The sequence below is a fragment of the Streptomyces sp. GL_141 genome (assembly GCF_057834385.1).
The window spans coordinates 1,983,049-2,008,336 of the sequence record NZ_CM174402.1 but is presented as its reverse complement, the minus strand read 5'-3'; the positions used below and the strand labels follow the sequence as shown (position 1 = coordinate 2,008,336).

Below are 25,288 nucleotides of genomic sequence, written 5' to 3'. Positions count from 1 at the left end.
GGCGTGATCTCCGAAGAGCTGAAGACCGAACTGCTGGACGTGGCCCTGGAGGCGGCCGGCCGGGCGGGCGCGCTGCTGAGGGACGGGCGGCCGGCCGATCTGGCGGTCGCCTCGACCAAGACGAGCCCGATCGACGTGGTGACCGAGATGGACATCGCGGCCGAGAAGCTGATCACCGGCATCCTCGGGGAGCGGCGGCCCGAGGACGGGCTGCTGGGCGAGGAGGGCTCGGAGTCGGCCGGCACCAGCGGCGTGCGGTGGGTCATCGACCCGCTCGACGGCACGGTGAACTACCTCTACGGGCTGCCGACCTGGGGCGTGTCCATCGCCGCCGAGTACCGCGGCGAGACGGTCGCCGGGGTCGTGGCGGCGCCGATGCGCGGGGAGACGTACCACGCGGTGCTGGGGCGGGGGGCCTGGCTGGGCGGCGTCCGCCTCGCCTGCCGGCCGGCCGCTCCGCTGGACCAGGCGCTGATCGGCACCGGTTTCGCGTACGTCCAGAGCCGTCGGGCGCACCAGGCGGACGTCGCGCAGCGGATCATCCCGCTGGTCCGGGACGTCCGGCGCGGCGGTTCGGCGGCGATCGACCTGTGCGACGTGGCCGCCGGACGGCTGGACGGGTACTGGGAGCGCGGGCTGAACCCCTGGGACCTGGCGGCGGGCGAGCTGATCGCGCGGGAGGCCGGTGCGGTGACGGGCGGCCGCCCGGGAGAGCCCGCCTCGGGCGAGCTCGCGCTGGCCGCGACCCCCGCGGTGTTCGCCTCGCTGCGGCCGCTGCTGGAGGAAGCCGGGGCCTGGCACGACTGAGCGGGACGTGAAGGAACCCCGGCGGCCGGGTGGCGGCCTCCGGGGTCCGGGGGGTGTGCGAGGACCGGTGGCCGGCCACCGGCGGGTGGAGTCAGCAGGCGGAGACGGTGACCGGAACGCCGTGATCGGCTGCGATGCGCTGGAGGTCTTCCAGCTCCGCCTGTTCCACTTCCACGAGGAAGTCGTCGCCCGTCTCGCGAGCCTGCCTGAGGTCCGACTGCGTGCTCCTGATGCGCTGCAGGAGACCCGCGGTGAATGCGTCCATGGTGGGTTCGCCCCCTCTTCGTGGGTCGGCGGCGGCACGTGGCAGTGCGCCGTCAGGGAGGTGTTCGGGGTGTGAAGTCGTCCTCCCCGCCGCGTTGGACCCAGAAACCTCGTAAGGCCGGGGAATCCTCACTTCCGTCCCTGGAGTCCCCTCCCGCGTCACCCCCGAGTCCCCTCCGGCCACCGGCGAGCGGCGTCTTACAGCCGGTTTACCGGCGAAAGGGGCAGGATGGAGGCCACATGACACACCTGCCCTGACGGGCTCTGAGGAAGGAAACGACGTGCGCGTACTCGTCGTCGAGGACGAGCAGCTGCTCGCCGATGCGGTGGCCACCGGACTGCGCCGGGAGGCCATGGCCGTGGACGTCGTGTACGACGGTGCCGCGGCCCTGGAGCGCGTCGGAGTGAACGACTACGACGTGGTCGTGCTCGACCGGGACCTCCCGCTCGTGCACGGCGACGACGTGTGCCGGAAGATCGTCGAGCTCGGCATGCCCACCCGCGTGCTCATGCTGACGGCCTCCGGCGACGTGAGCGACCGGGTCGAGGGCCTGGAGATCGGGGCGGACGACTACCTGCCCAAGCCCTTCGCGTTCACCGAGCTGACCGCCCGGGTACGAGCCCTGGGCCGGCGCACCACGGTCGCGCTGCCCCCCGTGCTGGAGCGCGCGGGGATCAAGCTGGACCCGAACCGGCGCGAGGTGTTCCGCGAGGGCAAGGAGGTGCAGCTGGCGCCGAAGGAGTTCGCGGTGCTGGAGGTCCTCATGCGCAGCGAGGGCACGGTCGTGTCCGCCGAGCAGCTCCTGGAGAAGGCGTGGGACGAGAACACGGACCCCTTCACCAACGTGGTGCGCGTGACGGTGATGACGCTGCGCCGCAAGCTGGGGGAGCCGCCGGTCATCGTGACCGTCCCCGGTTCCGGCTACCGGATCTGACGCGGGTGGCCGCGACCCCGGCGCCACCCTCCGCGCCACCGAAACCGACCTGGGACCCCGGCCAGCCCGAGGGTCCTTTCCCTTGGCTGCGGCCGACCATCCGCATACGCCTCACCCTGCTGTACGGCGGGATGTTCCTGATCGCGGGCATCCTGCTGCTGTCGATCATCTACCTGCTGGCGGCCCAGGCGCTGCGGCAGGGCAACGCGCTGCCGTTCACGATCGTGGACGGGGGCCCGATCCGGGTCAGCAGCAGCTGCCCCGGCGTGAGCGGTTCGGGACAGGCGGTCGACCAGTTCAACGCCGCGATCAACTCGTGCATCCTCGAACAGCGCCGGCACGCGCTGGACGACCTGCTGAGCCGCTCGCTGATGGCGCTGATGGGGCTGAGCATCATCGCCTTCGCCTTCGGCTACGCGATGGCCGGCCGGGTGCTCTCGCCGCTCGGCAAGATCACCCGGACCGCCCGCCGGGTGGTCGGCTCCGACCTCACCCGGCGGATCGAGCTGGACGGCCCGGACGACGAGCTCAAGGAGCTGGCCGACACCTTCGACGAGATGCTCGACCGGCTGGAGCGGGCCTTCACGGCCCAGCAGCGGTTCGTGGCCAACGCCTCGCACGAGCTGCGGACCCCGCTGGCCATCAACCGGACGCTGCTGGAGGTGCACCTCTCCGATCCCGGGGCGCCGGTGGAGCTCCAGCAGCTCGGCAAGACCCTGCTCGCCACCAACGAACGCAGCGAGCAGCTCGTCGAGGGCCTGCTGCTGCTGGCCCGCAGCGACAACCAGATCATCGAGCGCAAGCCCGTGGACCTGGCCGAGGTGGCCTCGCGCGCCCTCGACCAGGCGCGCGGGGAGGCGCAGGCCAAGGGCGTGGAGATCCGCGGAGAGCGCGCGCTGGCCGTCGTCCAGGGCAACGGCGTGCTGCTGGAGCGGATCGCGCTCAACCTGGTGCAGAACGCCGTCCGCTACAACGTGCCCGAGGGCGGCTGGGTGGAGGTCACCACCGAGGCCGTGCACGGGCAGGCGGTCCTGCTGGTATCGAACACGGGTCCCGTGGTTCCCGCGTACGAGGTGGACAACCTCTTCGAGCCCTTCAGGCGGCTGCGTACGGAGCGCACGGGCAGCGACAAGGGTGTCGGGCTCGGCCTCTCGATCGCGCGCTCCGTGGCGCGCGCACACGGCGGGAGGATCCAGGCGGTCCCGCGCGAGGGCGGTGGCCTCGTGATGCGTGTCACTCTGCCCTTGTGATGCCCTGTGATCGCGACCACCCCGTGTTCGCTGTTGGCTGAATGCTTGGGTCATGAAGGCAGTGACTTCTGTGCGATCGATCACAGTGTCGAGTGTCCGTCCCTATGCGCTCAGTGACCTTGGCGGGGCCGGAAAGCCCGGGAAGTCCGGGTTTCCGGCCCCCCTAGCGGCGGGAAATACATGGGGTGGCGTTTGTGCAAGACGGCCCCCGGACCGTGTACGGTCCCGGTCGTCATCCCAGCCAATCGCTCTTCTGAATGTGCGGCTGGGTGTCGATTGAGTAACAGACCTTGATGTGAGGCAAAATCTCCGCCTCAGGTCGGGCACAAGTCCGGCCTCTCGCGCGTTACGTGCGCTGAGACACCCGCTAAATCCCAGAGGGGGAGAGCGAACTATGGCAACGGACTACGACACCCCGCGCAAGACCGACGACGACGTAGACAACGACAGCATCGAAGAGCTGAAGGCTCGTCGCAACGAGAAGTCGTCCTCGAACGTCGACCTGGACGAAATCGACAACGCCGAGGGCCTCGACCTGCCCGGCGCAGACCTCTCCAACGAGGAACTGGCCGTACGGGTCCTGCCGAAGCAGGCCGACGAGTTCACCTGCACGAGCTGCTTCCTGGTGCACCACCGCAGCCAGCTGGCACGCGAGAAGAACGGTCAGCCGATCTGCCGCGAATGCGACTGAGAGGCGTCGGCCGTGACTGGCTCGACACCATTTCGGAAGCGACGCTTCCGAAAAGCTGGTGATCCGGCGGTGACGCAGGAGGGAACCGAGGGCCTGGAAACAGGCCCTGGAGCCCCCGGCGTACCCGCCGTGCTCCCCGACACCGCCGAGGCGGTGCCGTCGGCCTCCGAGGCCGGCGAGGGGCCCCGGAAGAACTCCGGGGTCCGTCGGCTGCAAGCCGTCAAGAACGGTGTGCGCAAGGGCGGCGAAAGTGCCAGGGCCGCCGCCCTCTACCTCACCGACCGAGTCATCGAGAACGCACCGCGCGTTCCGGTTCGGGACCTCGCGACCCTGCGCGCGCAGTTCCCGGGCCTCGGGCCCGATCAGCTGGCCGACAAACTGATCTCGGGCGCCGCCAACGCCACTTCCACGGTCGGCGCCGGGATCGGCGCGGCCGCCATGCTGCCGGTGCCTCCCGCCATGCCGGCCGAACTCGCCGCCGAGATCACCGGGGTCGCCGCGATCGAGCTGAAGCTCATCGCCGAACTCCACGAGGTCTACGGCCTGCGACCGCACGGCAACCTCAAGGAACGCAGCGTCGCCTACCTCACGTCCTGGACGGAGGAGCGCGGGGTCGACCTCACCAAGCCGACCACGCTGAACGCGGCCCTCGGCGGCCAGATGAAGCGCGAACTGCGCCAGCAGATCATGAAGCGGATGTTCCGCAACCTGCCCAACCTGATGCCGTTCATGGTCGGCGCCGCGGTCGGAGCGGTCATGAACCGCCGGGACACCCGCAAACTCGCCGAGAAGGTGCGTGGTGACCTGCGGAGCCGCGCCGTGTCCTGGGACGCACTGCCACAGCTGCCGCCGCTGGAACGGCCCTCCCAGCCCCTCCACGGGGCCGCCAGGGCTGCGATCGAGTGTGCCGATCCGGAGTCGAAGGGCTGAGCGCCGCTGCCGGGGCTCCGCCCCGGACCCCGCGCCTCAAACGCCGGCGGGGCCGGATTTGGCCGCGCGGATCGCCGCCGCCAGGGCCTGCGGCTCGCGGGTGGAGACGTAGACGTACGGGGTCGGGTCGGCCGGGTCGGTGACCTCGACGCGCAGCGCCGTCGGCACGTAGCCGCGCATCAGCATGAAGGCGCGGGTGTCGGCCTTGTACGTGCGCCAGGCGAAGGCCTCCTCGGCGTCCAGCACCTCCGGGTCACCGAGCGCCGCCACCGGGATCCGGGCCTCTCCGGCGGCCAGCGCGCCGCCCACCACGCGCACCCGCTGGGAACCGTACGAACTCACCATCAGCCCCGTCAGCGCGGTGCCCCCGACCAGCCCGGCCAGCATCGGCAGCGTGCCCAGCGGGAACAGCATCAGTGCGCAGGCCAGGCCGGTGAGGGCGGTGATGGCCCACCAGGAACGGGGGGCTGTCAGGCGCTCGTCGTGGAGCGCGGGGGAGAGCTGCATGCGGCCAAGCCTGCCACGAGGCGACCGGCGGGTAGCCGCGCGGGTAAGGTCTGCGGCTGTGAGTGGACGAAACACAGCGTTGACGCCCCCCGCCGACGCCACGGCGCCGGTGCGGCACCCCGATGCCCCGGCCCCCGGCGAACTCCTCGGCGCGCACTACGAGCACTGCTTCGGCTGCGGCGACGGCCAGCCGCACGGGCTGCACCTGGCGGCCCGCGCGGGCGAGGGCGTGCGCGTCACCGCGGAGTTCACCGTCAAGCCCGCCCACCAGGGTGCGCCCGGCCTCGCGCACGGCGGCGTCCTCGCCACGGCGCTCGACGAGACCCTGGGCTCCCTGAACTGGCTGCTGCGCGTCATCGCCGTCACCGGCCGACTGGAGACGGACTTCGTCCGGCCCGTGCCCGTGGACACCGTGCTGCACCTGGAGGCCGAGGTCACCGCCGTCGCCGGCCGGAAGATCTACTCCAGCGCGGTCGGCCGAATAGGCGGACCGCAGGGCCCGGTCGCGCTGCGCGCCGACGCCCTCTTCATCGAGGTGAAGGTCGACCACTTCATCGACAACGGACGGCCCGAGGAGATCCGGGCGGCGATGGCCGACCCGGACCAGGTCAGGCGCGCACGCGCCTTCGAGGTGAACCCCTGATGTCTGAGAACAACACCGGCGTGGACGTGGCCATCCGGCGCGTCGACCCGAAGGTGCCGATTCCGGCCTACGGGCACCCCGGCGACGCCGGCTGCGATCTGGTCACCACGGTGGCCGCGGAGCTGGAGCCCGGGGAGCGGGCGGTCCTGCCCACGGGGATCTCCATCGCGCTGCCCGAGGGGTACGCGGCGTTCGTGCACCCGCGCTCGGGCCTGGCCGCCCGCTGCGGGATCGCACTCGTGAATGCCCCCGGGACGGTGGATGCCGGGTACCGTGGGGAGATCAAGGTGATCGTGGTCAATCTCGACCCGCGCGAGAGCGTCAGGTTCGAGCGTTTCGACCGCATTGCCCAGCTGGTTGTCCAGCGAGTCGAGCAGGTGCGCTTCCGCGAGGTGGCGCAGCTTCCCGACTCGGCGCGGGCCGAGGGGGGTTTCGGCTCCACCGGTGGTCATGCGGCCGTGGCCGGATCCGGCGCTGGTCAGCAGGGTGGGAATGGCTACGCTTCGGTCGTATCCGACCGGGAAGGACAGTGACGTGTTCGGACGTCGCAAGAAGAACGACTCCGTCAAGGACGGCGGCGCGGCCGAGCAGGTCGTCGACGGCGTCGGTGCCGATGAGCAGGACGGCACGCAGGAGACAGACGCGGTCCAGCCGCGCAGGGTGAACCTGCCGCCGGCCCCGCGTCCCGACGGCCCGTGGGACATCTCGGAAGTCCACGGCAACCCCGAGGAAGGCCGGGTCGACCTCGGCGGCATCCTCGTACCGGGTGTCGAGGGCATGGAGCTGCGCGTCGAGGTCGCCGGAGACGCGATCGTCGCCGCGACCGTGGTGCTCGGCGACAGTGCCGTGCAGCTGCAGGCCTTCGCCGCACCGCGCAAGGAAGGCATCTGGGGCGAGGTCCGCGAGGAGATCGCCGAGGGCATCACCAAGCAGGGCGGCATCATCGACGAGGTCGAGGGTCCGCTGGGCTGGGAGCTGCGCGCGCAGGTCCCCGTACCGCTCCCGGACGGGCAGACCGGCGCCCAGCTGGTCCGCTTCGTCGGGGTGGACGGCCCGCGCTGGTTCCTGCGCGGTGTCATCTCCGGCCAGGGCGCGGTGCGTCCGGAGTCGGCCGGGGTGCTCGAGCGGATCTTCCTGGACACCGTCGTGGTCCGCGGCGAGGGCCCGATGGCCCCGCGCGACCCGATCGTCCTGAAGCTGCCGAACGACGCGCAGATGGTGCCGGACGGCGTGCAGACCGATGACGCCGGGGACCAGGAGGGCTCCCGCTTCGGCGGTGGCATGGGCCAGCTGGAGCGCGGCCCGGAGATCACCGAGGTCCGCTGACCCCGGCACGATCCCGTACGGCCGTGGGCCGCACTCCTCCGGGGGTGCGGCCCACGGCCGTACCCGCGGCCGGGGGAGCCTGCCCCGGGCCCGGGGGTGTCAGGGAACCGTCAGGGATCGGCCCGCGGCAGGTCATCGGCGCGTGAACGGCGCGGACGTCCCGGAGAATGGCCCCATGGGACGCGGCAAGCTCAGGATCTATCTCGGCTCGGCCCCCGGTGTGGGCAAGACGTACGCCATGCTCTCGGAGGGCCACCGGCGGGTCGAGCGCGGCACCGACTGCGTCGTGGGCTTCGTCGAGCACCACGGGCGGCCGCGCACCGAGGTCATGCTGCACGGCCTGGAGCAGGTGGAGCGCAAGGAGCTCGTCTACCGGGGTGCCACCTTCACGGAGATGGACGTGGACTCCCTGCTGGCCCGCAAGCCCGCCATAGCCCTGGTGGACGAACTGGCCCACACCAACGTGCCGGGCTCGCGCAACGCCAAGCGCTGGCAGGACGTGGAGGAGCTGCTGCGGGCCGGGATCGACGTGATCTCCACGGTCAACATCCAGCACCTGGAGTCCCTGGGCGACGTCGTGGAGTCGATCACCGGCGTACGGCAGCGGGAGACCGTCCCCGACGAGGTCGTGCGCCGCGCCGACCAGATCGAGCTGGTCGACATGTCCCCGCAGGCCCTGCGCCGCCGCATGGCTCACGGCAACATCTACAAGTCCGACAAGGTCGACGCGGCCCTGTCCAACTACTTCCGCCCCGGGAACCTCACCGCCCTGCGCGAGCTCGCGCTGCTCTGGGTCGCCGACCGGGCCGACGAGTACCTCCAGCAGTACCGGGGCGAGCACAACATCCGCTCCACCTGGCAGGCGCGCGAGCGGATCGTCGTGGGCCTCACCGGGGGGCCCGAGGGGCGCACCCTCATCCGGCGCGCCTCCAGGGTGGCGGCCAAGGGCTCCGGCAGCGAGATCCTGGCCGTCTACATCGCCCGCAGCGACGGGCTGACCGCGGCCTCGCCCAAGGAGCTCGCGGTCCAGCGGACGCTGGTCGAGGACCTCGGTGGAACGTTTCACCATGTGATCGGGGACAACGTCCCCGAGGCGCTCCTCGAATTCGCCCGCGGGGTCAACGCCACCCAGATCGTGCTCGGCTCCAGCCGTCACCGCTCCTGGCGGTACGTGTTCGGCCCCGGGGTCGGTGCCACCGTCGCCCGTGACTCGGGGCCCGACCTCGACGTGCACATCGTCACGCACGAGGAGGTCGCCAAGGGCCGCGGCCTGCGGCCCGTGGCCCGCTCGGCGGCCCGGCTCGGCCGGACCCGGCTGGTGGCCGGCTGGGTGGTCGGGGTGGCCCTGCCGCTGGCCCTCGCGACCCTGCTGACGCACATCGACACCGACCCCGGCCTCGCCAACGAGATGCTGCTGTTCCTGGCCCTGACCGTGGCCGCGGCCCTGCTCGGCGGGCTCTGGCCGGCGCTGGCCTCGGCCGCCGTCGGCTCCCTGCTGCTGAACTACTACTTCGCCCCGCCCCTCCACCGCTTCACCGTCTCGGACCCGAAGAACATCGTGGCCATCGCGGTCTTCTTCGGCGTCGCGGGCTCGGTGGCCTCCGTCGTCGACGCCGCGGCCCGCCGCACCCACCAGGCCGCCCGGCTGCGCGCCGAGTCCGAGATCCTCTCCTTCCTCGCGGGCAGCGTGCTGCGCGGCGAGACCACCCTGGACGCGCTGCTGGAGCGGGTGCGCGAGACCTTCGCCATGGAATCGGTGGCGCTGCTGGAGCGCGAGAGCGACGTCGAGCCCTGGCGGCCGGCCGGCAGCGTCGGCCCGAACCCGGTCGCCCGCCCCGAGGACGCCGACGTGGACATGCCGATCGGCGACCACATGGCGCTGGCCCTGTCCGGGCGGGTGCTGCCCGCCGAGGACCGGCGCGTGCTCGGCGCCTTCGCCGCCCAGGCCGCCGTCGTGCTCGACCGGCAGCGGCTGGTCGGAGAGGCGGAGGAGGCCCGGCGGATGGCGGAGGGCAACCGGATCCGGACCGCGCTGCTGGCCGCCGTCAGCCATGACCTCCGTACGCCGCTGGCCTCCATCAAGGCCTCCGTGAGCTCCCTGCGCTCCGACGACGTGGAATGGTCCGAGGAGGACCGGGCCGAGCTCCTGGAGGGCATCGAGGACGGCGCCGACCGGCTCGACCACCTCGTGGGGAACCTGCTCGACATGTCGAGGCTCCAGACCGGCACCGTCACCCCGCTGATCCGCGAGATCGACCTCGACGAGGTGGTCCCGATGGCGCTGGGCGGCGTACCCGAGGGCAGCGTGCTGCTGGACGTCCCGGAGAGCCTGCCCATGGTGGCCGTGGATCCCGGACTGCTGGAGCGGACCGTGGCCAACGTGGTGGAGAACGCGGTGAAGTACAGCCCGCCGGAGGAACAGGTGCTGGTGGCGGCCAGCTTCCTCGGCGACCGGGTCGAGGTACGGGTCGTGGACCGCGGGCCGGGCGTGCCCGACGAGGCCAAGGACCGGATCTTCGCCCCGTTCCAACGGCACGGCGACGCGCCGCGCGGCGCCGGGGTCGGGCTCGGGCTGGCCGTCGCGCGCGGCTTCGCCGAGGCCATGGACGGCACCCTGGAGGCCGAGGACACCCCCGGGGGCGGGCTCACGATGGTGCTCACCCTCCGGGCGGTGACCGGCGGGCGGCCGCAGATCCACGTGAGCGTGGACGGCGAGGGGCGCAGCGCGCCCGGCGGGGCCGGGGGGCCGGAGCCGGGAGGGGCCGAAGGGGCCGGCGGGGACGGCGGGCCGGAGCCCGCCCGGGCCGGGGGGCACCCGGCGGATTTTGATCTCGATTCGATACGACAGAAGGCAGGACCTCAATGACCCGGGTGCTCGTGGTGGACGACGAACCCCAGATCGTCCGGGCCCTCGTGATCAACCTGAAGGCACGCAAGTACGAGGTCGACGCGGCCGCCGACGGGGCGAGCGCCCTGGAACTGGCGGCCGCCCGCCACCCCGACGTGGTGGTCCTGGACCTGGGACTGCCCGACATGGACGGGGTCGAGGTGATCAAGGGGCTGCGCGGCTGGACCCGCGTCCCGATCCTGGTCCTCTCCGCCCGGCACAGCTCCGACGAGAAGGTCGAGGCCCTGGACGCGGGCGCCGACGACTACGTCACCAAGCCCTTCGGCATGGACGAGCTGCTCGCCCGGCTGCGCGCCGCCGTGCGGCGGGCGGAACCGGGCGCCGGGGCCGGCGAGGACGAGGTGGTCGTCGAGACCGAGACCTTCACGGTGGACCTCGCGGCGAAGAAGGCGGTGCGCGCCGGACGCGACGTACGCCTCACGCCCACCGAGTGGCACCTGCTGGAGGTGCTGGTGCGCAACGGCGGCAAACTGGTCAGCCAGAAGCAGCTCCTCCAGGAGGTCTGGGGGCCCTCGTACGGGACCGAGACCAACTACCTGCGGGTCTACATGGCCCAGCTGCGGCGCAAGCTGGAGGCCGACCCCTCGCACCCGATCCACTTCATCACCGAACCGGGCATGGGATACCGCTTCGAGAGGTAGTGGGGGCGCCGGTACGCTTCCTGTATGAGTGCTGAACCGCGTCCCGAGAAGCCCGCGAAGCCGGCGAAGCCCGCCAGGCCGGCGGGCCGGTTCCGCCGGATGATAGAGCGGCTGTCCACCTCCCAGGAGGAGCTGCATTCGGCGGAGCTGCAGGAGGACGCAGAAGCCGCGGGGTGCACGCGGATCTGCGACTGCCACGACCGTCAGATAGTGAAGGTGACCGGGACGCTGCGGACCGTCACCCTGCGGCCGCGCGCGGGCGTCCCCGCGTTGGAGGCCGAGCTGTTCGACGGCTCGGCCGCGCTGGACGTCGTCTGGCTCGGACGTCGCTCGATCGTGGGAATCGAACCCGGCCGTCGCATGATCGCCTCCGGGCGGATCTCGATGAGCCACGGCCGTCGGGTGCTCTTCAACCCGAAGTACGAACTCCGACCGCTCGGACAGGAGCACTGACGGTGACGTCACTCGACAAACCGACCACGCCCGACGCACAGCCGGTGGATCCCGCCGCGGAACCGACGGCGGACCAGAAGGCCGTCACGCAGGCTGCCCTCTTCGACGCCTTCGGCGGCATCCGGGGCACCGTGGAGACGATGCTCCCCGGTCTGCTCTTCGTCACGATCTACACGATCACCAAGGACGTGAAGCTGTCCGCCATCGCGGCGGGCGGGGTCGCGGTCCTGCTGGTGATCGTGCGGCTGCTGCGCAAGGACACCGTCAAGCACGCCTTCAGCGGGGTCTTCGGCGTGGGCGTCGGCGTGGCCTTCGCCCTGTTCACGGGCAGCCCGAAGGGCTTCTACCTGCCGAGTATGATCTACGGCGCCGGTCTCGGCGTGGCCTTCACGCTCTCCGCGCTGGTGGGCTTCCCGCTGCTGGGCGTGATCCTGGGACCGGTCTTCAAGGAGAACCTGTCCTGGCGCACGCGCAACCCCGGGCGCAAGAAGGCGTACGTCAAGGCCAGCCTGGCCTGGGGCCTGATCTTCCTCGCGAAGTACGCGATCCTCTTCCCGCTGTACTGGTGGGGCGACGCGACGCAGCTCGGCTGGGTGCTGATCGCGCTGAAGCTGCCGCCGATGGTGCTCGCCGTGTACTTCACCTGGCTCTTCCTGGCGCAGGCGCCGCCGCCGATCAACGTGATCGCGGAGTGGGAGGCCGAGGAGGCCGCGGAGAAGGCGGCGAAGGCAGCGAAGGCCGCGGGGGGCCAGGGAGCCTGAGCCGTACGCCGCTGCGCGCGCGGCTTGCTGCGCAGGGTGGGAGCGGGCTGGCCCGGGCCCCCGGGGCTCCGTCCCGGACCCGCGCCTCACACGCCGGCGGGGCTGCATTCGGCCGGCGCCGGCGCGCAGCCCCGTAGCCGGGACGTGAGAAGGGGCGGCTGACCGTGATGGTCAGCCGCCCCTTTTCGGCGTTCAGCGGGCCGCAGGCTAGTCCGCGGCCTGGAGGAGGTCCTCCAGCTGCTCCTCGCGGGCCTGGGCGGCCACGAAGAGGAGCTCGTCGCCCGGCTCCAGGGTCTCCTCGCCGTGCGGCGTGAGCACCCGGTTGCCCCGGATGATCGTGACCAGCGAGGTGTCCTCGGGCCAGGTGATCTCGCTGATCTGCTTGCCCGCGACCTGGGAGTCGGCGGGCAGGGTCAGCTCGACGAGGTTGGCGTCGCCGTGGCTGAAGCGCAGCAGCCGGACCAGGTCGCCGACGCTGACGGCTTCCTCGACCAGCGCCGACATCAGGCGCGGCGTGGAAACGGCGACGTCGACGCCCCAGGACTCGTTGAAGAGCCACTCGTTCTTCGGGTTGTTCACCCGCGCCACGACCCGGGGCACCCCGTACTCGGTCTTGGCGAGCAGGGAGACGACCAGGTTGACCTTGTCGTCGCCGGTCGCGGCGATGACCACGTTGCAGCGCTGGAGCGCCGCCTCGTCGAGCGAGGTGATCTCGCAGGCGTCGGCCAGCAGCCACTCGGCCTGCGGCACCCGCTCCACCGAGATGGCGGTCGGGGCCTTGTCCACGAGGAGCACCTCGTGGCCGTTCTCCAGGAGCTCGCCCGCGATGGAACGGCCCACCGCGCCGGCTCCGGCGATCGCGACCCTCATGCGTGTGCCTCCTCAGGACCCTCGGCGAAGGCGGCCTCCACCTTGTCGATCTCGTCCGTGCGCATCATCACGTGGACGAGGTCGCCCTCCTGGAGGACGGTCGCCGACGTCGGCAGCATGGCCTCGCCCAGCCGGGTGAGGAAGGCGACGCGGACGCCGGTCTCCTCCTGCAGCCGGCTGACCTTCTGGCCGATCCAGGCGGTGGAGGTGTGCACCTCCGCGAGCTGGACACCGCCGCTCGGGTCGCGCCACAGCGGCTCGGCGCCCGAAGGCAGCAGCCGGCGGAGCATCTGGTCGGCCGTCCAGCGGACGGTGGCGACGGTGGGGATGCCCAGGCGCTGGTAGACCTCGGCGCGCTTGGGGTCGTAGATGCGGGCGGCGACGTTCTCGACGCCGAACATCTCACGGGCCACCCGGGCGGCGATGATGTTGGAATTGTCACCACTGCTCACCGCGGCGAAGGCGCCCGCCTCCTCGATGCCGGCCTCACGCAGCGTGTCCTGGTCGAAGCCGACTCCGGTGACGCGACGGCCGCCGAATCCGGCTCCCAGCCGGCGGAATGCGGTGGGGTCCTGGTCGATGACCGCGACCGTATGCCCCTGCTGTTCCAAGGTCTGCGCGAGGGCGGAGCCCACTCTTCCGCAGCCCATAATGACGATGTGCACGGCCGTCCTTCCGGCTGTCAGCGGCTCGCTGGGTTCCAGCCTCATTGCTGTCTGGTTAAACAGGGTCTCAGACCATGGCCCAAGCTACACACGGGCGGTCACCAGTGTGACCATTTGGGCGGGAGGCGGGTCTCCTTTGCCCTGGATGCGGTGGGACTTCACGCCGTATAGGGGTGGGGGGTTCGTCAGCCGCATTTCGAACGCTTACGATCCTCTGCGTGTCCAAACTGACCGACGTGCCCAAACGGATCCTGATCGGCCGGGCGCTACGCAGCGACCGCCTCGGGGAAACCCTCCTTCCCAAGCGGATCGCCCTCCCCGTGTTCGCGTCCGACCCGCTCTCCTCGGTGGCATATGCCCCCGGCGAGGTCCTGCTGGTCCTGTCGATCGCAGGCGTGTCGGCGTACCAATTCAGCCCCTGGATCGCCGTCGCGGTCGTCGTGCTGATGTTCACGGTGGTCGCCTCCTATCGGCAGAACGTCCACGCCTACCCCAGCGGCGGTGGTGACTACGAGGTCGCCAACACCAACCTCGGACCCCGGGCCGGTCTCACGGTCGCGAGCGCCCTGCTCGTCGACTACGTCCTCACGGTCGCCGTGTCGGTCTCCTCGGGCGTCGAAAACCTCGGCTCGGCCGTCGATTTCGTCATCGAGCACAAAGTGCTCTCGGCGATCATCGTGATTCTGCTGCTCACGCTGATGAATCTGCGCGGGGTGAAGGAATCCGGGAACCTCTTCGCGATCCCGACCTACGTGTTCGTCGGCGCCGTCTTCGTGATGATCGCGTGGGGCGCCTGGCGCGGCCTGGTCACGGGCGACACCATGGAGGCCCCGACGGCCGGCCTGGAGATCAAACCCGAACACCAGGGGCTGGCCGGTTTCGCGCTGGTCTTCCTGTTGCTACGCGCCTTCTCCTCCGGCTGCGCCGCACTCACGGGCGTCGAGGCCATCAGCAACGGCGTACCCGCCTTCCGCAAGCCCAAGAGCAAGAACGCGGCCACCACCCTCGCCCTCATGGGCGGCCTGGCCGTCACCATGTTCTGCGGGATCATCGGCCTGGCCATGGCCACGAACGTCCGGATGGCCGAGAATCCCGCCGTCGACCTGTTGCAGAACGGCGTCCCGGTCGGCGACGGCTACGTCCAGCACCCGGTCATCTCCCAGGTCGCCGAGGCCGTCTTCGGCAACGGCAGCTTCCTCTTCATCGTGCTCGCCGCGGCCACCGCGCTGGTCCTCTTCCTCGCCGCGAACACCGCGTACAACGGCTTCCCGCTGCTCGGCTCGATCCTCGCCCAGGACCGCTACCTGCCGCGCCAGCTGCACACCCGCGGAGACCGCCTCGCCTTCTCCAACGGCATCGTGCTGCTCGCGGGCGCCGCGATGCTGCTGGTGTGGATCTACGACGCCGACTCGACGAAGCTGATCCAGCTCTACATCGTCGGCGTGTTCGTCTCCTTCACGCTGAGCCAGATCGGCATGGTCCGGCACTGGAACCGCCACCTGCGCGCCGAGCGCGATCCGGCGGCCCGCCGCCGGATGCACCGGTCCCGGGCGATCAACACCTTCGGCGCGTTCTTCACCGGCATGGTGCTGGTGGTCGTCCTGGCCACCAAGTTCACCCACGGCGCCTGGGTCGCCCTGCTCGGCATGGTCATCTTCTACGGAACGATGTCCGCGATCCGCAAGCACTACGACCGGGTCTCCGAGGAGATCGCCGCCGCCGAGGGCCCGAGCGACGACAGCGTGCGCCCCTCGCGGGTCCACTCCATCGTCCTGGTCTCCAAGGTCCACAAGCCCACCCTGCGCGCCCTGGCCTTCGCCAAGCTGACCCGCTCGGACCGGCTGGAGGCGCTCAGCATCAGCGTCGACCCGGTCGAGACCAAGGCCCTGCGCGAGGAGTGGGAGCGGCGCGGCATCAACGTCCCGCTCAAGATCCTCGACTCCCCGTACCGCGAGATCACCCGCCCGGTCGTCGAGTACGTGAAGGGCCTGCGCAGCGAGAACCCGCGCGACGCCGTCAGCGTCTACATCCCCGAGTACGTCGTCGGCCGCTGGTACGAGCACCTGCTGCACAACCAGAGCGCCCTGCGCCTCAAGGGCCGGCTGCTCTTCACCCCCGGCGTGATGGTCACCTCGGTGCCCTACCAGCTGGAGTCCTCGGAGCTGGCGAAGAAGCGGGCGAAGAAGCGCGCGGAGTGGAACGCCCCGGGCGCGGTGCGCCGCGGGCCGGTCGACACCCCGCGTCCGCGTCCGAAGGACCCGGCGGGGCCAGCGGGGAAGTAGCTAGGTCCGCAGCCCGCCCATCGGGTTGGCGAACGGCCGGACGAGATCCACGTAAACTGGTGGGTCGGTCGTCCGGCCGTTCCTTTTCGATTCTGATCTTCTGATCCACATCTCCTTGGAGTCTCCCCACCATGACGAGCGAGCAGAACGAGAAGCAGTCACTGGTCGGGGAGGAGTACGAGGTCGAGGTCGGCCCCGTCGCGCACGGCGGGCACTGCATCGCCCGCACCGCCGAGGGCCGCGTCCTGTTCGTCCGGCACACCCTGCCCGGCGAGAAGGTCATCGCCCGCGTGACGGAGGGCGACGCGGACTCCCGCTTCCTGCGCGCCGACGCCATCACCGTCCTCGACCCCTCCAAGGACCGCGTCGAGGCCCCCTGCCCGTACGCCGGCCCGGGCGCGTGCGGCGGCTGCGACTGGCAGCACGCCAAGCCGGGCGCCCAGCGCCGGCTCAAGGGCGAGGTCATCGCCGAACAGCTGCTGCGGCTCGCCGGGCTCACCCCGGAGCAGGCCGGCTGGGACGGTACGGTCATGCCGGCCGAGGGCGACAAGGTGCCCGCCGGGCAGGTCCCGCAGTGGCGCACCCGCGTCCAGTACGCGATCGACGAGTCCGGCGTCGCGGGCCTGCGCAAGCACCGCTCGCACGACATCCAGCCGGTCGACCACTGCATGATCGCCGCGCCGGGCGTCACCGAGCTGGGCATCGAGCAGCAGGACTGGCCCCAGATGGCCACCGTCGAGGCCATCGCCGCCACGGGCTCGGGTGACCGCCAGGTCGTCCTGACCCCCCGCCCCGGCGGCCGTCTCCCCCTCGTCGAGCTCGACAAGCCGGTCTCGGTCCTGCGCGTCGAGGAGAAGGACGGCGGAGTCCACCGCGTCCACGGCCGCCCCTTCGTGCGCGAGCGCGCGGACGGCCGCACGTACCGCGTCGGCATGGGCGGCTTCTGGCAGGTCCACCCCCAGGCCGCCGACACCCTGATCAAGGCCGTCATGCAGGGCCTGATGCCGCGCAAGGGCGAGATGGCCCTCGACCTCTACTGCGGCGTCGGCATCTTCGCGGGCGCCCTCGCGGAGCGCCTCGGCGACACGGGCGCCGTCCTCGGCATCGAGTCGACGAAGCGCGCGGTCGAGGACGCCCGGCACAACCTGACGGACTTCCCCCGCGTCCGCATCGAGCAGGGCAAGGTCGAGCAGATCCTCCCGAAGACCGGCATCACCGAGTGCGACCTGGTCGTCCTGGACCCGCCCCGCGCGGGCGCCGGCAAGCAGACGGTCCGCCAGGTCGCCGGCCTCACCCCGCGCCGCATCGCCTACGTGGCCTGCGACCCGGCGGCCCTCGCCCGCGACCTGGGCTACTTCCAGGAGGCGGGCTACAAGGTCCGCACCCTCCGCGCCTTCGACCTCTTCCCGATGACCCACCACGTGGAGTGCGTGGCGATCCTGGAGCGCGTGGCGAAGGACGCCTGACCTGCGGACTGAGCGGGAGCGGATCGGGGTCGGCCGGGCTTGGCCCGGCCGACCTTTCGTGTCTGCCTCGGGGTGATGGTCGCCGCCGTCCATCGCGGGCCGGCCAACCGGCAGTTGCTCACCGGGGCCGCGCGGTGCGCCGTCGCGGGCGGGGCGGGGCGGGTGACTTTGCGGGCCGGGGCAACCATCGCCCGGTGTCGTGAGTCGAACGGGTGGCAGTGGCTCACTCGTAGGACGGTACTGCCGACGCTTCCCGCTCCTGCATGCTTCGGAAGGCACCATCCATGTCAACTAAACGATTCATCACGGTGCTTGGCGCCACGCTCGGTATCGCCGCGTCCACGTTCCTCGCCGCCCCGGCAGCGCAGGCCGCGGGCGGGAATGTGGACCACGTGTACGAGTTCACCGCCTCGGTCGGGTCCGACGGGGCGTTTCGCGTCGAGTTCTGGTCCTACTACGGCTGGGAGGTCGGCGACGCCCTCGCCGTCCGGGTGCGGGAGAGGGGCACAAGTGCGGTCGTCGCGCGGGTCGGCGGCTTCGCCGCCGCCGAGTGCACGGACCGGACCTGCGACGACCGCATCTTCAGGTCCGCGTCCGCCAAGCTGGACAAGATGGCCGCCTACGACATCGAATTGGTCCGTAACGAGGGCAAGAGCAACGAGGAGGTCGGCACCAGGCCGGGGGTGCTGAACTACGCCCTCAACCCGAAGATCGACGGCTTCAAGTCCTCGCTGCCCTCGGTGTCCTATGACAGCCGTTCGGGGCAGGCCTCGGGCACGGTGGTCGCGGAGGATCCGAAGACCCGTGAAGTCAAGCCGTTCGCGGGCGCCGGGGTCGAGATCAACTCCTACGGCGGAGGGTACGCGCAGCTGACCACCGACGGGGCGGGACGGTTCGTCTTCCCCTTCGCCCTCGGCGGCCACGAGAGCGAGGCCTCCATGGAGGCTTCGCTCCTGGGCGCCAAGTCCGTGACGAGCAAGCTGTCCATGCCGATCCGCAAGCAGGCCACGAAGCTGCAGGTGAATTCGCCCGGCGCCACGGTGACCGCGCGATTCGGCACCAAGGTCCCCGTTCGCGCCACCCTCACGCGTACGGCCGACGACGGCACGCAGAAGAATGCGGACGATCTACTCGGCCTTAGTGTCACCAAGGACGGCTGCGTCGTCTACGCGTTGCCGCGGGACGACTGTGGCAACGGATGGAACGACTTCCGCGTCACGGGCGATGCGAAGATGACGGCCGGGTTCTCCAGTGCCTGGTTCGAGCCCGTGTCCTCTTCCTTCGCCGTGCACGCCACCCACATGAGCGCCTTCGAGGGCCTTGTGGGAAGCGTGGACAAGTACCGGAACATCACCTACACCGGCAAGCTGATCGTCAAGGACGGCACCGTCCCGGCCGGCGCGTCCGCCCGGGTCCACTTCGACTTCTCGGGCGACAACGGCAAGACCTGGACCTACGTCGGCTCCACCACCACCACCTACAACACGCCCTTCACCCTGAAGAACCCGTATTCCTCCGCCAAGCCCGGTCTGTGGCGCCTGCGCCACGGCACCGCGAACGTGGGACCGACCACAAGCCAGACCTTCCAGTTCATCCGCCGGCCTACGCAGATCACGGCTGACGACGTCACCCCCGAGGGCGTGGCCCGCGGTACGACGATCACCGCCAAGGGGCTGCTGACGCACAGGTACAGCACCACCTGGAAGCCGTTCGCCGGTCAGACGGTCCGGATCTTCTTCAAGCCGGCGGCCCCGGGCGGCGCTTGGAAGCAGTTGGGTACCGCCACGACGCTGACCAACGGCACCTTCAGCAGGAAGTTCACCGCGCAGGAGGACGGCACCTGGCAGATGCGCTACGAGGACGCCCCGTCGACGCACTACGCCACCAAGGGCCGTGAGGACTACGTGGACGTGCGCTGAGCCTGCCGGCGGGGCCACGGCCCCGGCACGAGTCCGTCGCCCTGGGCTTGCGCCCGGGGCGGGCCGGGGTTCTGGGGGTGTTGCCCGGTTACGGGTGGGTGGTGAGGTAGCCGCCCATGGACTTGAAGTACTCCGATGCCGGGAGTTCCTTGCCGTCCTCCGTGCGGACGGACGTGATGGCCAGGCCGTGGTTGCGGCCCGTGCGGGCGTCCGCGCCGGCGACGACGGCCACGCCCTCGCCCTCGCGGTAGAAGATGCGGCCGGGGGTGCCGCCGTAGCGGCCCTCGGAGACGACGGCCGTGAGGATCTCCAGGCGCTTGCCCTTGTGGAAGGTGAAGGCGGCCGGGTAGGGGGCCGACTGAGCGCGGATCAGGCGTTCCAGGTCCTCGGCGGGCCAGGACCAGTCGATCCGGATGTCCTCTTCGGCCCGCTTGTGGAAGAAGGTGGCCTGGGTGCGGTCCTGCTTCGTGAACTCGGTCTGGCCCGAGGCGATCAGGTCGAGGGCGGCGATCGTCACCGGGGCGATCAGGTCGACCGTCTTGTGGAACAGGTCCGTGGTCGTGTCCGTCGGGCCGACCGGGATCGAGCGCTGCATGACGATGTCGCCGGCGTCGAGCACCTCGTCCATCATGTGCGCCGTGACGCCGACTTCGGACTCGCCGTTGATGAGGGCCCAGATGAGGGGGGAGAAGCCCGCGTACTTCGGGAGCAGGGAGTCGTGGATGTTCAGGGTGCCGTGCTTGGGCAGCGTGTAGATGCGCGGCGGGATCCAGGTGCGCCAGTTGTTCGCGACGAGGATGTCCGCGTCGGCTTCCTTGAGCTGCTGGAACAGCTCCTCGTCGTCGGGGCGGTTGCGGATGACGACCGGGACGCCGTGCTCCTCGGCGAGGTCGGCGACCGAGTCGCTCCAGATCTTCTCGTAGGCGTGCTCGCTCTTGGGGTGGGTCACGACCATCACGACGTCGTGCTCGGAGTCCAGGAGCGCCTTCAGGGTGCGATGGCCCCAGGTCTGATAGCCGAACATGACGACCCGCATCGGGGTTCCTCCTCGGAAGAGCGAATAAGCAAACGTAAGTAAAGCAAGGCTTACCTAACGGCGCAACAGCCCCGATTCTGGGCTCGATTGACCCGGGTGTGTGGGATTTGTCTGGTTTGCCTGGTCGACAGGCTGTCCAGATCAGGTTAGCTTTACCTAAGTTCCACTCGGCTGCCGGTCACCGGTGCGCCTGGACACCCCTTTCCCCCACCCCTGACACGACGCCTGGCAGGCGGCTGTCCCGCACCAAATGGGAGTGACATGTCACAGGCTCTTCCTGGCGACGCACCACTGATCCACGACCTGATCGGTATCGGCTTCGGGCCGTCGAACGTCGCCATGGCGATCGCGCTCAGCGAGCACAACGTGCGCGTCGGAAGGCAAGAGGCGGTCACCGCCCACTTCTTCGAGCAGCAGCCCCGTTTCGGATGGCACCGCGGCATGCTCATCGACGACGCGACGATGCAAGTGTCCTTCATGAAGGACCTGGTGACGCTCCGGAACCCGACCAGCGAATACAGCTTCCTCTGCTACCTGCAGGAGAAGGGCCGGCTGATCGACTTCGTCAACCACAAGAACCTGTTCCCGCTGCGGGTCGAGTTCCACGACTACCTCGAGTGGGCCGCCGCCAAGGTCGACGACATGGTCTCGTACGGCCACCAGGTCGTCTCCGTCGAGCCCGTGCTGCGTGACGGCGTCATCGAGTACCTCGACGTGACGGCGCGCTCCGGCGACGAGGTCGTCGTCCACCGGGCCCGCAACCTCGTCATCTCCACCGGGCTGCGCCCGGTCATGCCGGAGGGCGTCGAGCGGACCGACCACGTCTGGCACAACACCGACCTGCTGAAGAAGATCGACGGCCTGGAGGGCAGCGAGCCCACCCGCTTCATCGTGGTCGGCGCCGGCCAGAGCGCCGCCGAGAACGTGGCCTACCTGCACCGCCGTTTCCCGCAGGCCGAGGTCTGCGCCGTCTTCTCCCGCTACGGCTACAGCCCGGCGGACGACAGCAGCTTCGCCAACCGCATCTTCGACCCCCAGGCGGTGGACGAGTACTTCACCGCCCCCGAGGACGTGAAGCAGCGGCTGATGGGCTACCACGGCAACACCAACTACTCCGTGGTGGACATCGACCTCATCGACGACCTCTACCGGCAGTCGTACCAGGAGAAGGTGCTCGGCACCGAGCGGCTCCGCTTCCTGAACGTCTCGCGCCTGACGGGCGTGGAGGAGACGGCCGACGGGGTCCGCGCCAGCATCAAGTCCCTCGTCACCGGCGAGGAGAGCGTGCTCGACGCCGACGTCGTGGTGTGCGCCACCGGGTACCAGCAGGCCGACGGCCTGGGCCTGCTCGGCGAGGTCGCGGACCGCTGCCACCGCGACGACCAGGGCCGCGTCCGGGTCGAGCGCGACTACCGGGTGGCGACCGACCTCGAACTGAGCTGCGGCATCTACCTCCAGGGCGGAACCGAGCACACGCACGGCATCACCTCCTCCCTGCTGTCCAACACCGCCGTACGGGTCGGCGAGATACTCGACTCGATCCTCGACCGGAACCTCAAGGCCGTGCCCGACCAGGCCCGTCCGGTCGCCGGGGGAGCGGGCGGCGGAGCCCGCCAGCCGGCCGTCTGACCGGTCCCCGTCCAGCCACTGCCGTGCCTCCCTGGCGTTCTCGCCCCCGAGGCACGGCAGTAGTGTGCGACCAGTTGCCCCGTGCAGCGGTTGCCTCGAACGGCAGTTGCCCCATACCGAAGGAACGTCCGTGCCCACTGGTACTCGCCTCCCGGCCGGCGGCCCGCCCGCGGTCGGGCGCCCGGCGCCTTCCCGGGTCGTCGCGCAGGCCCGGCGGCGGCGGATCGCGGGGCTGCTCGCCCTCCTCGCCGTCCTCGTGGCCGCCGCGCTGGTGTCCCTCGCCGTCGGCGCGCGGGCGCTGAGCCCCGCCGAGGCGTGGCACGGGCTCTTCGCGGATCCGGACCCCGACCAGAAGCTCTCCGAAGCCCGGCTCATCATGCAGACGGTACGGGTGCCCCGTACGGTCCTCGCGATCGTGGCGGGCATCGCCCTGGGCGTCGGCGGGGCACTGATCCAGGGGTACACGCGCAACCCCATCGCGGACACCGGCCTGCTCGGGGTGAACACCGGTGCCTCGTTCGCCGTGGTGTCGGCGATCGCCCTGCTCGGGCTCACGGACCCCTTCGAGTACGTCTGGTTCGCCTTCCTGGGGGCCGCGCTCGCCGGTGTGGTCGTCTTCGGGCTGTCGAGCATCGGCCGGGGCGCGGGCAATCCGCTGACGCTCGCTCTGGCCGGGCAGGGGGTCACGGTGTTCCTGATGGCGATGACGACGGCGATCGCGCTGTCGGACAAGGCGGCGCTGAACGCCCTGCGGTTCTGGAACGCCGGATCGGTGGCCGGCGTCGGGTTCGACGTCATCTGGCCGGTGACCGCCTTCATCGTGGTCGGGCTGGTACTGGCCCTGGCCACCCTGCCCTCCGTCAACCTGCTGAACCTGGGCGACGACGTGGCGCGCGGCCTGGGCGTGAACATCACGCTGATCCGGACCGTCGGCATCATCGCCATCACGCTGCTGGCGGGTGCGGCCACGGCGGCGTGCGGCCCCATCGCCTTCCTCGGCCTCATGGTGGCTCACGTGGCCCGCTATCTGGCCGGCCCCGATTACCGCTGGCTGGTGCCGTACGCGGGTCTGCTCGGCGCGGTCGTCCTTCTGGTCTGCGACATCGTGGGACGCGTCGTGGTGCGGCCGGGAGAGCTGGACGCGGGCGTCCTCGTCGCTCTCCTCGGCGCCCCGTTCTTCGCGGTCCTGGTGTGGCGGGGAAAGTTCAAGAGCGCATGAACGTGACAGTGGTGAAGCCCGCCAAGGACCCCGCCGGCAAGCCGGCCGGGAAACCCTCGATGGCGCCCGGTGTGCGGCTCGGCGGCATGTCGTTCGTCTGGCGGCCCCGGATCGTGCTGGTCACGCTGCTGCTGACGGCGGCGGCCTTCCTGGCGTTCTGCCTGTCCATCGCCGTGGGCGACTTCCCCCTCGGCCTGTCGCAGGTGGTCGCCACCCTCTTCGGCCGGGGCGAGCAGGTGGACCAGTTCGTGATCATGGACCTGCGCATGCCGCGGGCCCTGGCCGGGCTCGTCGTGGGCATCGCGCTCGGCATGTCCGGGGCGCTCACCCAGTCCATCGCCCGCAACCCGCTGGCCAGTCCGGACATCCTGGGGATCACCGGCGGCGCCAGCGCGGTCGCGGTGTGCCTGGTGACCGTGTCGGGCGGGGCCACGGCGGCGGTCGTCGGCTCCGTGGGGCTGTCCGGGGCGGCGCTCGCGGGAGGCCTCGGCACCGGACTGCTGGTGTACTTCATGGCGTGGCGGCGCGGGGTCGACGGCTTCCGGCTCATCCTCATCGGCCTCTCCGTGAGCGCCGTGATGGAGGCGATCACGACCTGGCTGCTGGTCACCGCCGACATCAGGGACGTGGCGCGGGCCCAGGCGTGGCTGGTCGGCTCCCTGGACAACCGGTCGTGGGACGAGGTGTCGGTGGCCCTCTGGGGCACCCTCGTCCTCGCGGTGGTCGTGGCCTGCGTGGCCTTCCAGTTCAAGCCGCTGCACTTCGGCGACGACGTGGCCGCGGGCCTCGGCGTGCGGTACGCGCTGGTACGGGCCGTCCTGCTGCTGTGCGCGGTGCTCCTGGCGGGCTTCGCGGTGAGCGCGGCGGGACCGGTCCCGTTCGTCGCCATGGTGGCGCCTCAGGTGGCGCTCCGTCTGACGAAGTCCCCCACGCCGCCGTTGGTGGCCTCCGCCGTGGTGGGGTCGCTGCTGCTGATCGGCTCGGACCTGATCGCCCGTACGGCGCTGCCGGTCACCCTGCCGGTCGGCGTGGTCACCGCCGCCATCGGCGGCCCCTTCCTCATCTACCTCCTGGTGCGGGCGAACCGCCGCTAGGTGATAGAAAGGTTAGGCAAGCCTAAATAGAGGGGGAGCCGTGGTCGCTCAGTACATCACCGAGAGCCGGTCCGGGGCCGATGAGGTTCCGCGGCTGGCGGCCAAGGGCGTCACGGTCGGGTACGGCGACCGGACCGTCATCGACGCGCTCGACGTGACGATCCCGCAGGGGGTGGTGACCACGATCATCGGCCCCAACGGGTGCGGCAAGTCCACCCTGTTGCGGACCCTGTCGCGGCTGCTCAAGCCGACCAGCGGATCCGTGGTCCTGGACGGCGAGGACATCGCCCGGCTGCGGACCCGGGACGTGGCGAAGAAGCTCGGCCTGCTGCCCCAGGCGCCGGTCGCGCCGGAGGGCCTGACCGTGGCCGACCTGGTCGCCAGGGGCCGGCATCCGCACCAGAGCTGGCTGCGCCAGTGGTCCTCGGACGACGCCTCCGTGGTGGAGCGCGCGCTGGCCATGACGGGGGTGGCCGACCTGGCCGACCGTCCCGTCGACGCCCTCTCCGGGGGCCAGCGTCAACGTGTGTGGATATCCATGACCCTCGCTCAGGGCACCGACCTGCTGCTGCTCGACGAGCCCACGACCTATCTGGACCTGGCGCACGCCGTCGATGTGCTCGACCTGGTCGACGACCTGCACGAGTCGGGATGCACCGTGGTCATGGTGCTGCACGACCTCAACCTGGCCGCGCGCTACAGCGACAACCTGATCGTGATGAAGGACGGTTCGGTCCTGGCGCAGGGTCATCCGCGCGAGGTGCTGACCGCCGATCTGCTCCACGAGGCATTCGGCCTGCGTGCCATGGTGATTGACGATCCGGTGGGTGACCGGCCGCTCGTCGTGCCGATCGGGCGGACCCATGTGCGGCCCAATGTCCAGAGTGCGGGCAGCTGAAACAAGAGCCTTCTAACTTAGGCTAGGCTTACCTCACTTCCCCGGGGTACGGTTTGCCTGCCCTAAGTGGGGCCGCAGTGGACAGCACGAAAGC

At 70.7% G+C, this 25,288-nt stretch carries 24 protein-coding genes; 19 read left to right on the top strand and 5 right to left on the bottom strand.

Annotation, left to right across the window (positions count from 1 at the left end; genetic code table 11):
• Positions 1-3: 3 nt before the first annotated feature.
• Positions 4-807, top strand: coding sequence for an inositol monophosphatase family protein (locus AC3IX6_RS08515; protein WP_489369624.1), 804 nt, complete (start codon positions 4-6; stop codon positions 805-807).
• 91 nt (positions 808-898) lie between these two features.
• On the opposite strand, the gene AC3IX6_RS08510 is transcribed toward AC3IX6_RS08515, so the two are convergent.
• Entirely contained in the window at positions 899-1,072 is a 174-nt protein-coding gene (locus AC3IX6_RS08510) for a hypothetical protein (protein ID WP_204357838.1), read from the bottom strand.
• Between the two features lie 280 nt (positions 1,073-1,352).
• On the opposite strand from AC3IX6_RS08510, the gene AC3IX6_RS08505 reads away from it, so the two are divergent.
• The 4 genes from AC3IX6_RS08505 (at position 1,353) to AC3IX6_RS08490 (ending at position 4,877) form a co-directional block, all read left to right on the top strand.
• Positions 1,353-2,006 carry a response regulator transcription factor gene (locus AC3IX6_RS08505; RefSeq protein ID WP_112451148.1) on the top strand — a complete coding sequence of 218 codons (654 nt, stop codon included), beginning with the start codon at positions 1,353-1,355 and terminating at the stop codon, positions 2,004-2,006.
• Positions 2,007-2,011: 5 nt separating this feature from the next.
• Positions 2,012-3,256, top strand: coding sequence for a sensor histidine kinase (locus AC3IX6_RS08500; RefSeq protein WP_489369623.1), 1,245 nt, complete (start codon positions 2,012-2,014; stop codon positions 3,254-3,256).
• 394 nt (positions 3,257-3,650) lie between these two features.
• Positions 3,651-3,947 carry a DUF4193 domain-containing protein gene (locus AC3IX6_RS08495; protein ID WP_112451146.1) on the top strand — a complete coding sequence of 99 codons (297 nt, stop codon included), beginning with the start codon at positions 3,651-3,653 and terminating at the stop codon, positions 3,945-3,947.
• A gap of 12 nt (positions 3,948-3,959) precedes the next feature.
• On the top strand, positions 3,960-4,877 hold the full coding sequence (locus AC3IX6_RS08490) for a hypothetical protein (protein WP_489369622.1): 918 nt from the start codon (positions 3,960-3,962) through the stop codon (positions 4,875-4,877).
• A gap of 36 nt (positions 4,878-4,913) precedes the next feature.
• Here the strand turns inward: AC3IX6_RS08490 and AC3IX6_RS08485 are convergent, their stop codons facing one another.
• On the bottom strand, positions 4,914-5,384 hold the full coding sequence (locus AC3IX6_RS08485) for a DUF3093 domain-containing protein (RefSeq protein WP_489369621.1): 471 nt from the start codon (positions 5,382-5,384) through the stop codon (positions 4,914-4,916).
• A 58-nt stretch (positions 5,385-5,442) separates the two neighbouring features.
• Between AC3IX6_RS08485 and AC3IX6_RS08480 the strand changes: the two genes are divergently transcribed.
• The 7 genes from AC3IX6_RS08480 to AC3IX6_RS08450 all read left to right on the top strand — a co-directional run bounded on the left by AC3IX6_RS08480 (position 5,443) and on the right by AC3IX6_RS08450 (position 12,116).
• Positions 5,443-6,027, top strand: coding sequence for a PaaI family thioesterase (locus tag AC3IX6_RS08480; protein ID WP_489369620.1), 585 nt, complete (start codon positions 5,443-5,445; stop codon positions 6,025-6,027).
• Positions 6,027-6,560 carry a dUTP diphosphatase gene (dut, locus tag AC3IX6_RS08475; protein WP_489369619.1) on the top strand — a complete coding sequence of 178 codons (534 nt, stop codon included), beginning with the start codon at positions 6,027-6,029 and terminating at the stop codon, positions 6,558-6,560. Before AC3IX6_RS08480 ends, dut begins: the two co-directional genes overlap by 1 nt.
• A 1-nt stretch (position 6,561) precedes the next feature.
• Positions 6,562-7,353 (top strand): DUF3710 domain-containing protein, encoded by a 792-nt coding sequence (locus AC3IX6_RS08470; protein ID WP_489369618.1) that lies wholly within the window; start codon positions 6,562-6,564, stop codon positions 7,351-7,353.
• A 175-nt stretch (positions 7,354-7,528) separates the two neighbouring features.
• On the top strand, positions 7,529-10,219 hold the full coding sequence (locus tag AC3IX6_RS08465; protein ID WP_489369617.1) for a DUF4118 domain-containing protein: 2,691 nt from the start codon (positions 7,529-7,531) through the stop codon (positions 10,217-10,219).
• A complete protein-coding gene (locus tag AC3IX6_RS08460) occupies positions 10,216-10,902 on the top strand; it encodes a response regulator (protein WP_489369616.1) in 687 nt (228 codons plus the stop codon). Before AC3IX6_RS08465 ends, AC3IX6_RS08460 begins: the two co-directional genes overlap by 4 nt.
• 24 nt (positions 10,903-10,926) lie before the next feature.
• Positions 10,927-11,355: an OB-fold nucleic acid binding domain-containing protein gene (locus tag AC3IX6_RS08455; RefSeq protein WP_112451269.1), complete on the top strand. Its 429-nt coding sequence runs from the start codon at positions 10,927-10,929 to the stop codon at positions 11,353-11,355.
• A gap of 2 nt (positions 11,356-11,357) precedes the next feature.
• Entirely contained in the window at positions 11,358-12,116 is a 759-nt protein-coding gene (locus AC3IX6_RS08450) for a DUF3159 domain-containing protein (RefSeq protein WP_489369615.1), read from the top strand.
• Between the two features lie 207 nt (positions 12,117-12,323).
• Here AC3IX6_RS08450 and AC3IX6_RS08445 read toward each other — a convergent pair whose 3' ends face one another.
• Positions 12,324-12,986, bottom strand: coding sequence for a potassium channel family protein (locus AC3IX6_RS08445; RefSeq protein ID WP_214953432.1), 663 nt, complete (start codon positions 12,984-12,986; stop codon positions 12,324-12,326).
• Positions 12,983-13,651 (bottom strand): potassium channel family protein, encoded by a 669-nt coding sequence (locus tag AC3IX6_RS08440; RefSeq protein WP_327255350.1) that lies wholly within the window; start codon positions 13,649-13,651, stop codon positions 12,983-12,985. The genes AC3IX6_RS08445 and AC3IX6_RS08440 overlap by 4 nt, the downstream gene beginning before the upstream one ends.
• A 218-nt stretch (positions 13,652-13,869) precedes the next feature.
• Between AC3IX6_RS08440 and AC3IX6_RS08435 the strand changes: the two genes are divergently transcribed.
• The 3 genes from AC3IX6_RS08435 (at position 13,870) to AC3IX6_RS08425 (ending at position 19,318) form a co-directional block, all read left to right on the top strand.
• On the top strand, positions 13,870-15,933 hold the full coding sequence (locus tag AC3IX6_RS08435; RefSeq protein ID WP_489369614.1) for an APC family permease: 2,064 nt from the start codon (positions 13,870-13,872) through the stop codon (positions 15,931-15,933).
• Positions 15,934-16,064: 131 nt separating this feature from the next.
• Entirely contained in the window at positions 16,065-17,399 is a 1,335-nt protein-coding gene (locus AC3IX6_RS08430; RefSeq protein WP_489369613.1) for a class I SAM-dependent RNA methyltransferase, read from the top strand.
• A 284-nt stretch (positions 17,400-17,683) separates the two neighbouring features.
• The gene (locus AC3IX6_RS08425) at positions 17,684-19,318 is read left to right on the top strand and encodes a hypothetical protein (RefSeq protein WP_489369612.1); all 1,635 of its coding nucleotides are present in this window, start codon (positions 17,684-17,686) and stop codon (positions 19,316-19,318) included.
• Positions 19,319-19,406: 88 nt separating this feature from the next.
• Here the strand turns inward: AC3IX6_RS08425 and AC3IX6_RS08420 are convergent, their stop codons facing one another.
• A complete protein-coding gene (locus tag AC3IX6_RS08420; RefSeq protein ID WP_489369611.1) occupies positions 19,407-20,354 on the bottom strand; it encodes a methionyl-tRNA formyltransferase in 948 nt (315 codons plus the stop codon).
• 261 nt (positions 20,355-20,615) lie between these two features.
• On the opposite strand from AC3IX6_RS08420, the gene AC3IX6_RS08415 reads away from it, so the two are divergent.
• The 4 genes from AC3IX6_RS08415 to AC3IX6_RS08400 all read left to right on the top strand — a co-directional run bounded on the left by AC3IX6_RS08415 (position 20,616) and on the right by AC3IX6_RS08400 (position 25,194).
• Entirely contained in the window at positions 20,616-21,983 is a 1,368-nt protein-coding gene (locus AC3IX6_RS08415; RefSeq protein ID WP_489369610.1) for a lysine N(6)-hydroxylase/L-ornithine N(5)-oxygenase family protein, read from the top strand.
• Between the two features lie 130 nt (positions 21,984-22,113).
• Positions 22,114-23,202: a FecCD family ABC transporter permease gene (locus AC3IX6_RS08410; protein WP_489369609.1), complete on the top strand. Its 1,089-nt coding sequence runs from the start codon at positions 22,114-22,116 to the stop codon at positions 23,200-23,202.
• A complete protein-coding gene (locus AC3IX6_RS08405; RefSeq protein ID WP_489369608.1) occupies positions 23,199-24,296 on the top strand; it encodes a FecCD family ABC transporter permease in 1,098 nt (365 codons plus the stop codon). The genes AC3IX6_RS08410 and AC3IX6_RS08405 overlap by 4 nt, the downstream gene beginning before the upstream one ends.
• Before the next feature lie 40 nt (positions 24,297-24,336).
• Complete coding sequence (locus tag AC3IX6_RS08400) at positions 24,337-25,194, top strand: ABC transporter ATP-binding protein (RefSeq protein ID WP_489369607.1); 858 nt, start codon at positions 24,337-24,339, stop codon at positions 25,192-25,194.
• Positions 25,195-25,288 lie beyond the last annotated feature (94 nt).

Excerpts from the sequence above, each read along its gene's own strand:
- AC3IX6_RS08455 (WP_112451269.1), top strand. The coding sequence starts at position 10,927 with ATGAGTGCTGAACCGCGTCCCGAGAAGCCCGCGAAGCCGGCGAAGCCC.
- AC3IX6_RS08495 (WP_112451146.1), top strand. The coding sequence starts at position 3,651 with ATGGCAACGGACTACGACACCCCGCGCAAGACCGACGACGACGTAGAC.
- AC3IX6_RS08465 (WP_489369617.1), top strand. The coding sequence starts at position 7,529 with ATGGGACGCGGCAAGCTCAGGATCTATCTCGGCTCGGCCCCCGGTGTG.
- AC3IX6_RS08445 (WP_214953432.1), bottom strand. The coding sequence starts at position 12,986 with ATGAGGGTCGCGATCGCCGGAGCCGGCGCGGTGGGCCGTTCCATCGCG.
- AC3IX6_RS08485 (WP_489369621.1), bottom strand. The coding sequence starts at position 5,384 with ATGCAGCTCTCCCCCGCGCTCCACGACGAGCGCCTGACAGCCCCCCGT.
- AC3IX6_RS08405 (WP_489369608.1), top strand. The coding sequence starts at position 23,199 with ATGAACGTGACAGTGGTGAAGCCCGCCAAGGACCCCGCCGGCAAGCCG.
- AC3IX6_RS08430 (WP_489369613.1), top strand. The coding sequence starts at position 16,065 with ATGACGAGCGAGCAGAACGAGAAGCAGTCACTGGTCGGGGAGGAGTAC.
- AC3IX6_RS08415 (WP_489369610.1), top strand. The coding sequence starts at position 20,616 with ATGTCACAGGCTCTTCCTGGCGACGCACCACTGATCCACGACCTGATC.
- AC3IX6_RS08510 (WP_204357838.1), bottom strand. The coding sequence starts at position 1,072 with ATGGACGCATTCACCGCGGGTCTCCTGCAGCGCATCAGGAGCACGCAG.
- dut (WP_489369619.1), top strand. The coding sequence starts at position 6,027 with ATGTCTGAGAACAACACCGGCGTGGACGTGGCCATCCGGCGCGTCGAC.
- AC3IX6_RS08460 (WP_489369616.1), top strand. The coding sequence starts at position 10,216 with ATGACCCGGGTGCTCGTGGTGGACGACGAACCCCAGATCGTCCGGGCC.
- AC3IX6_RS08425 (WP_489369612.1), top strand. The coding sequence starts at position 17,684 with ATGTCAACTAAACGATTCATCACGGTGCTTGGCGCCACGCTCGGTATC.
- AC3IX6_RS08420 (WP_489369611.1), bottom strand. The coding sequence starts at position 20,354 with ATGCGGGTCGTCATGTTCGGCTATCAGACCTGGGGCCATCGCACCCTG.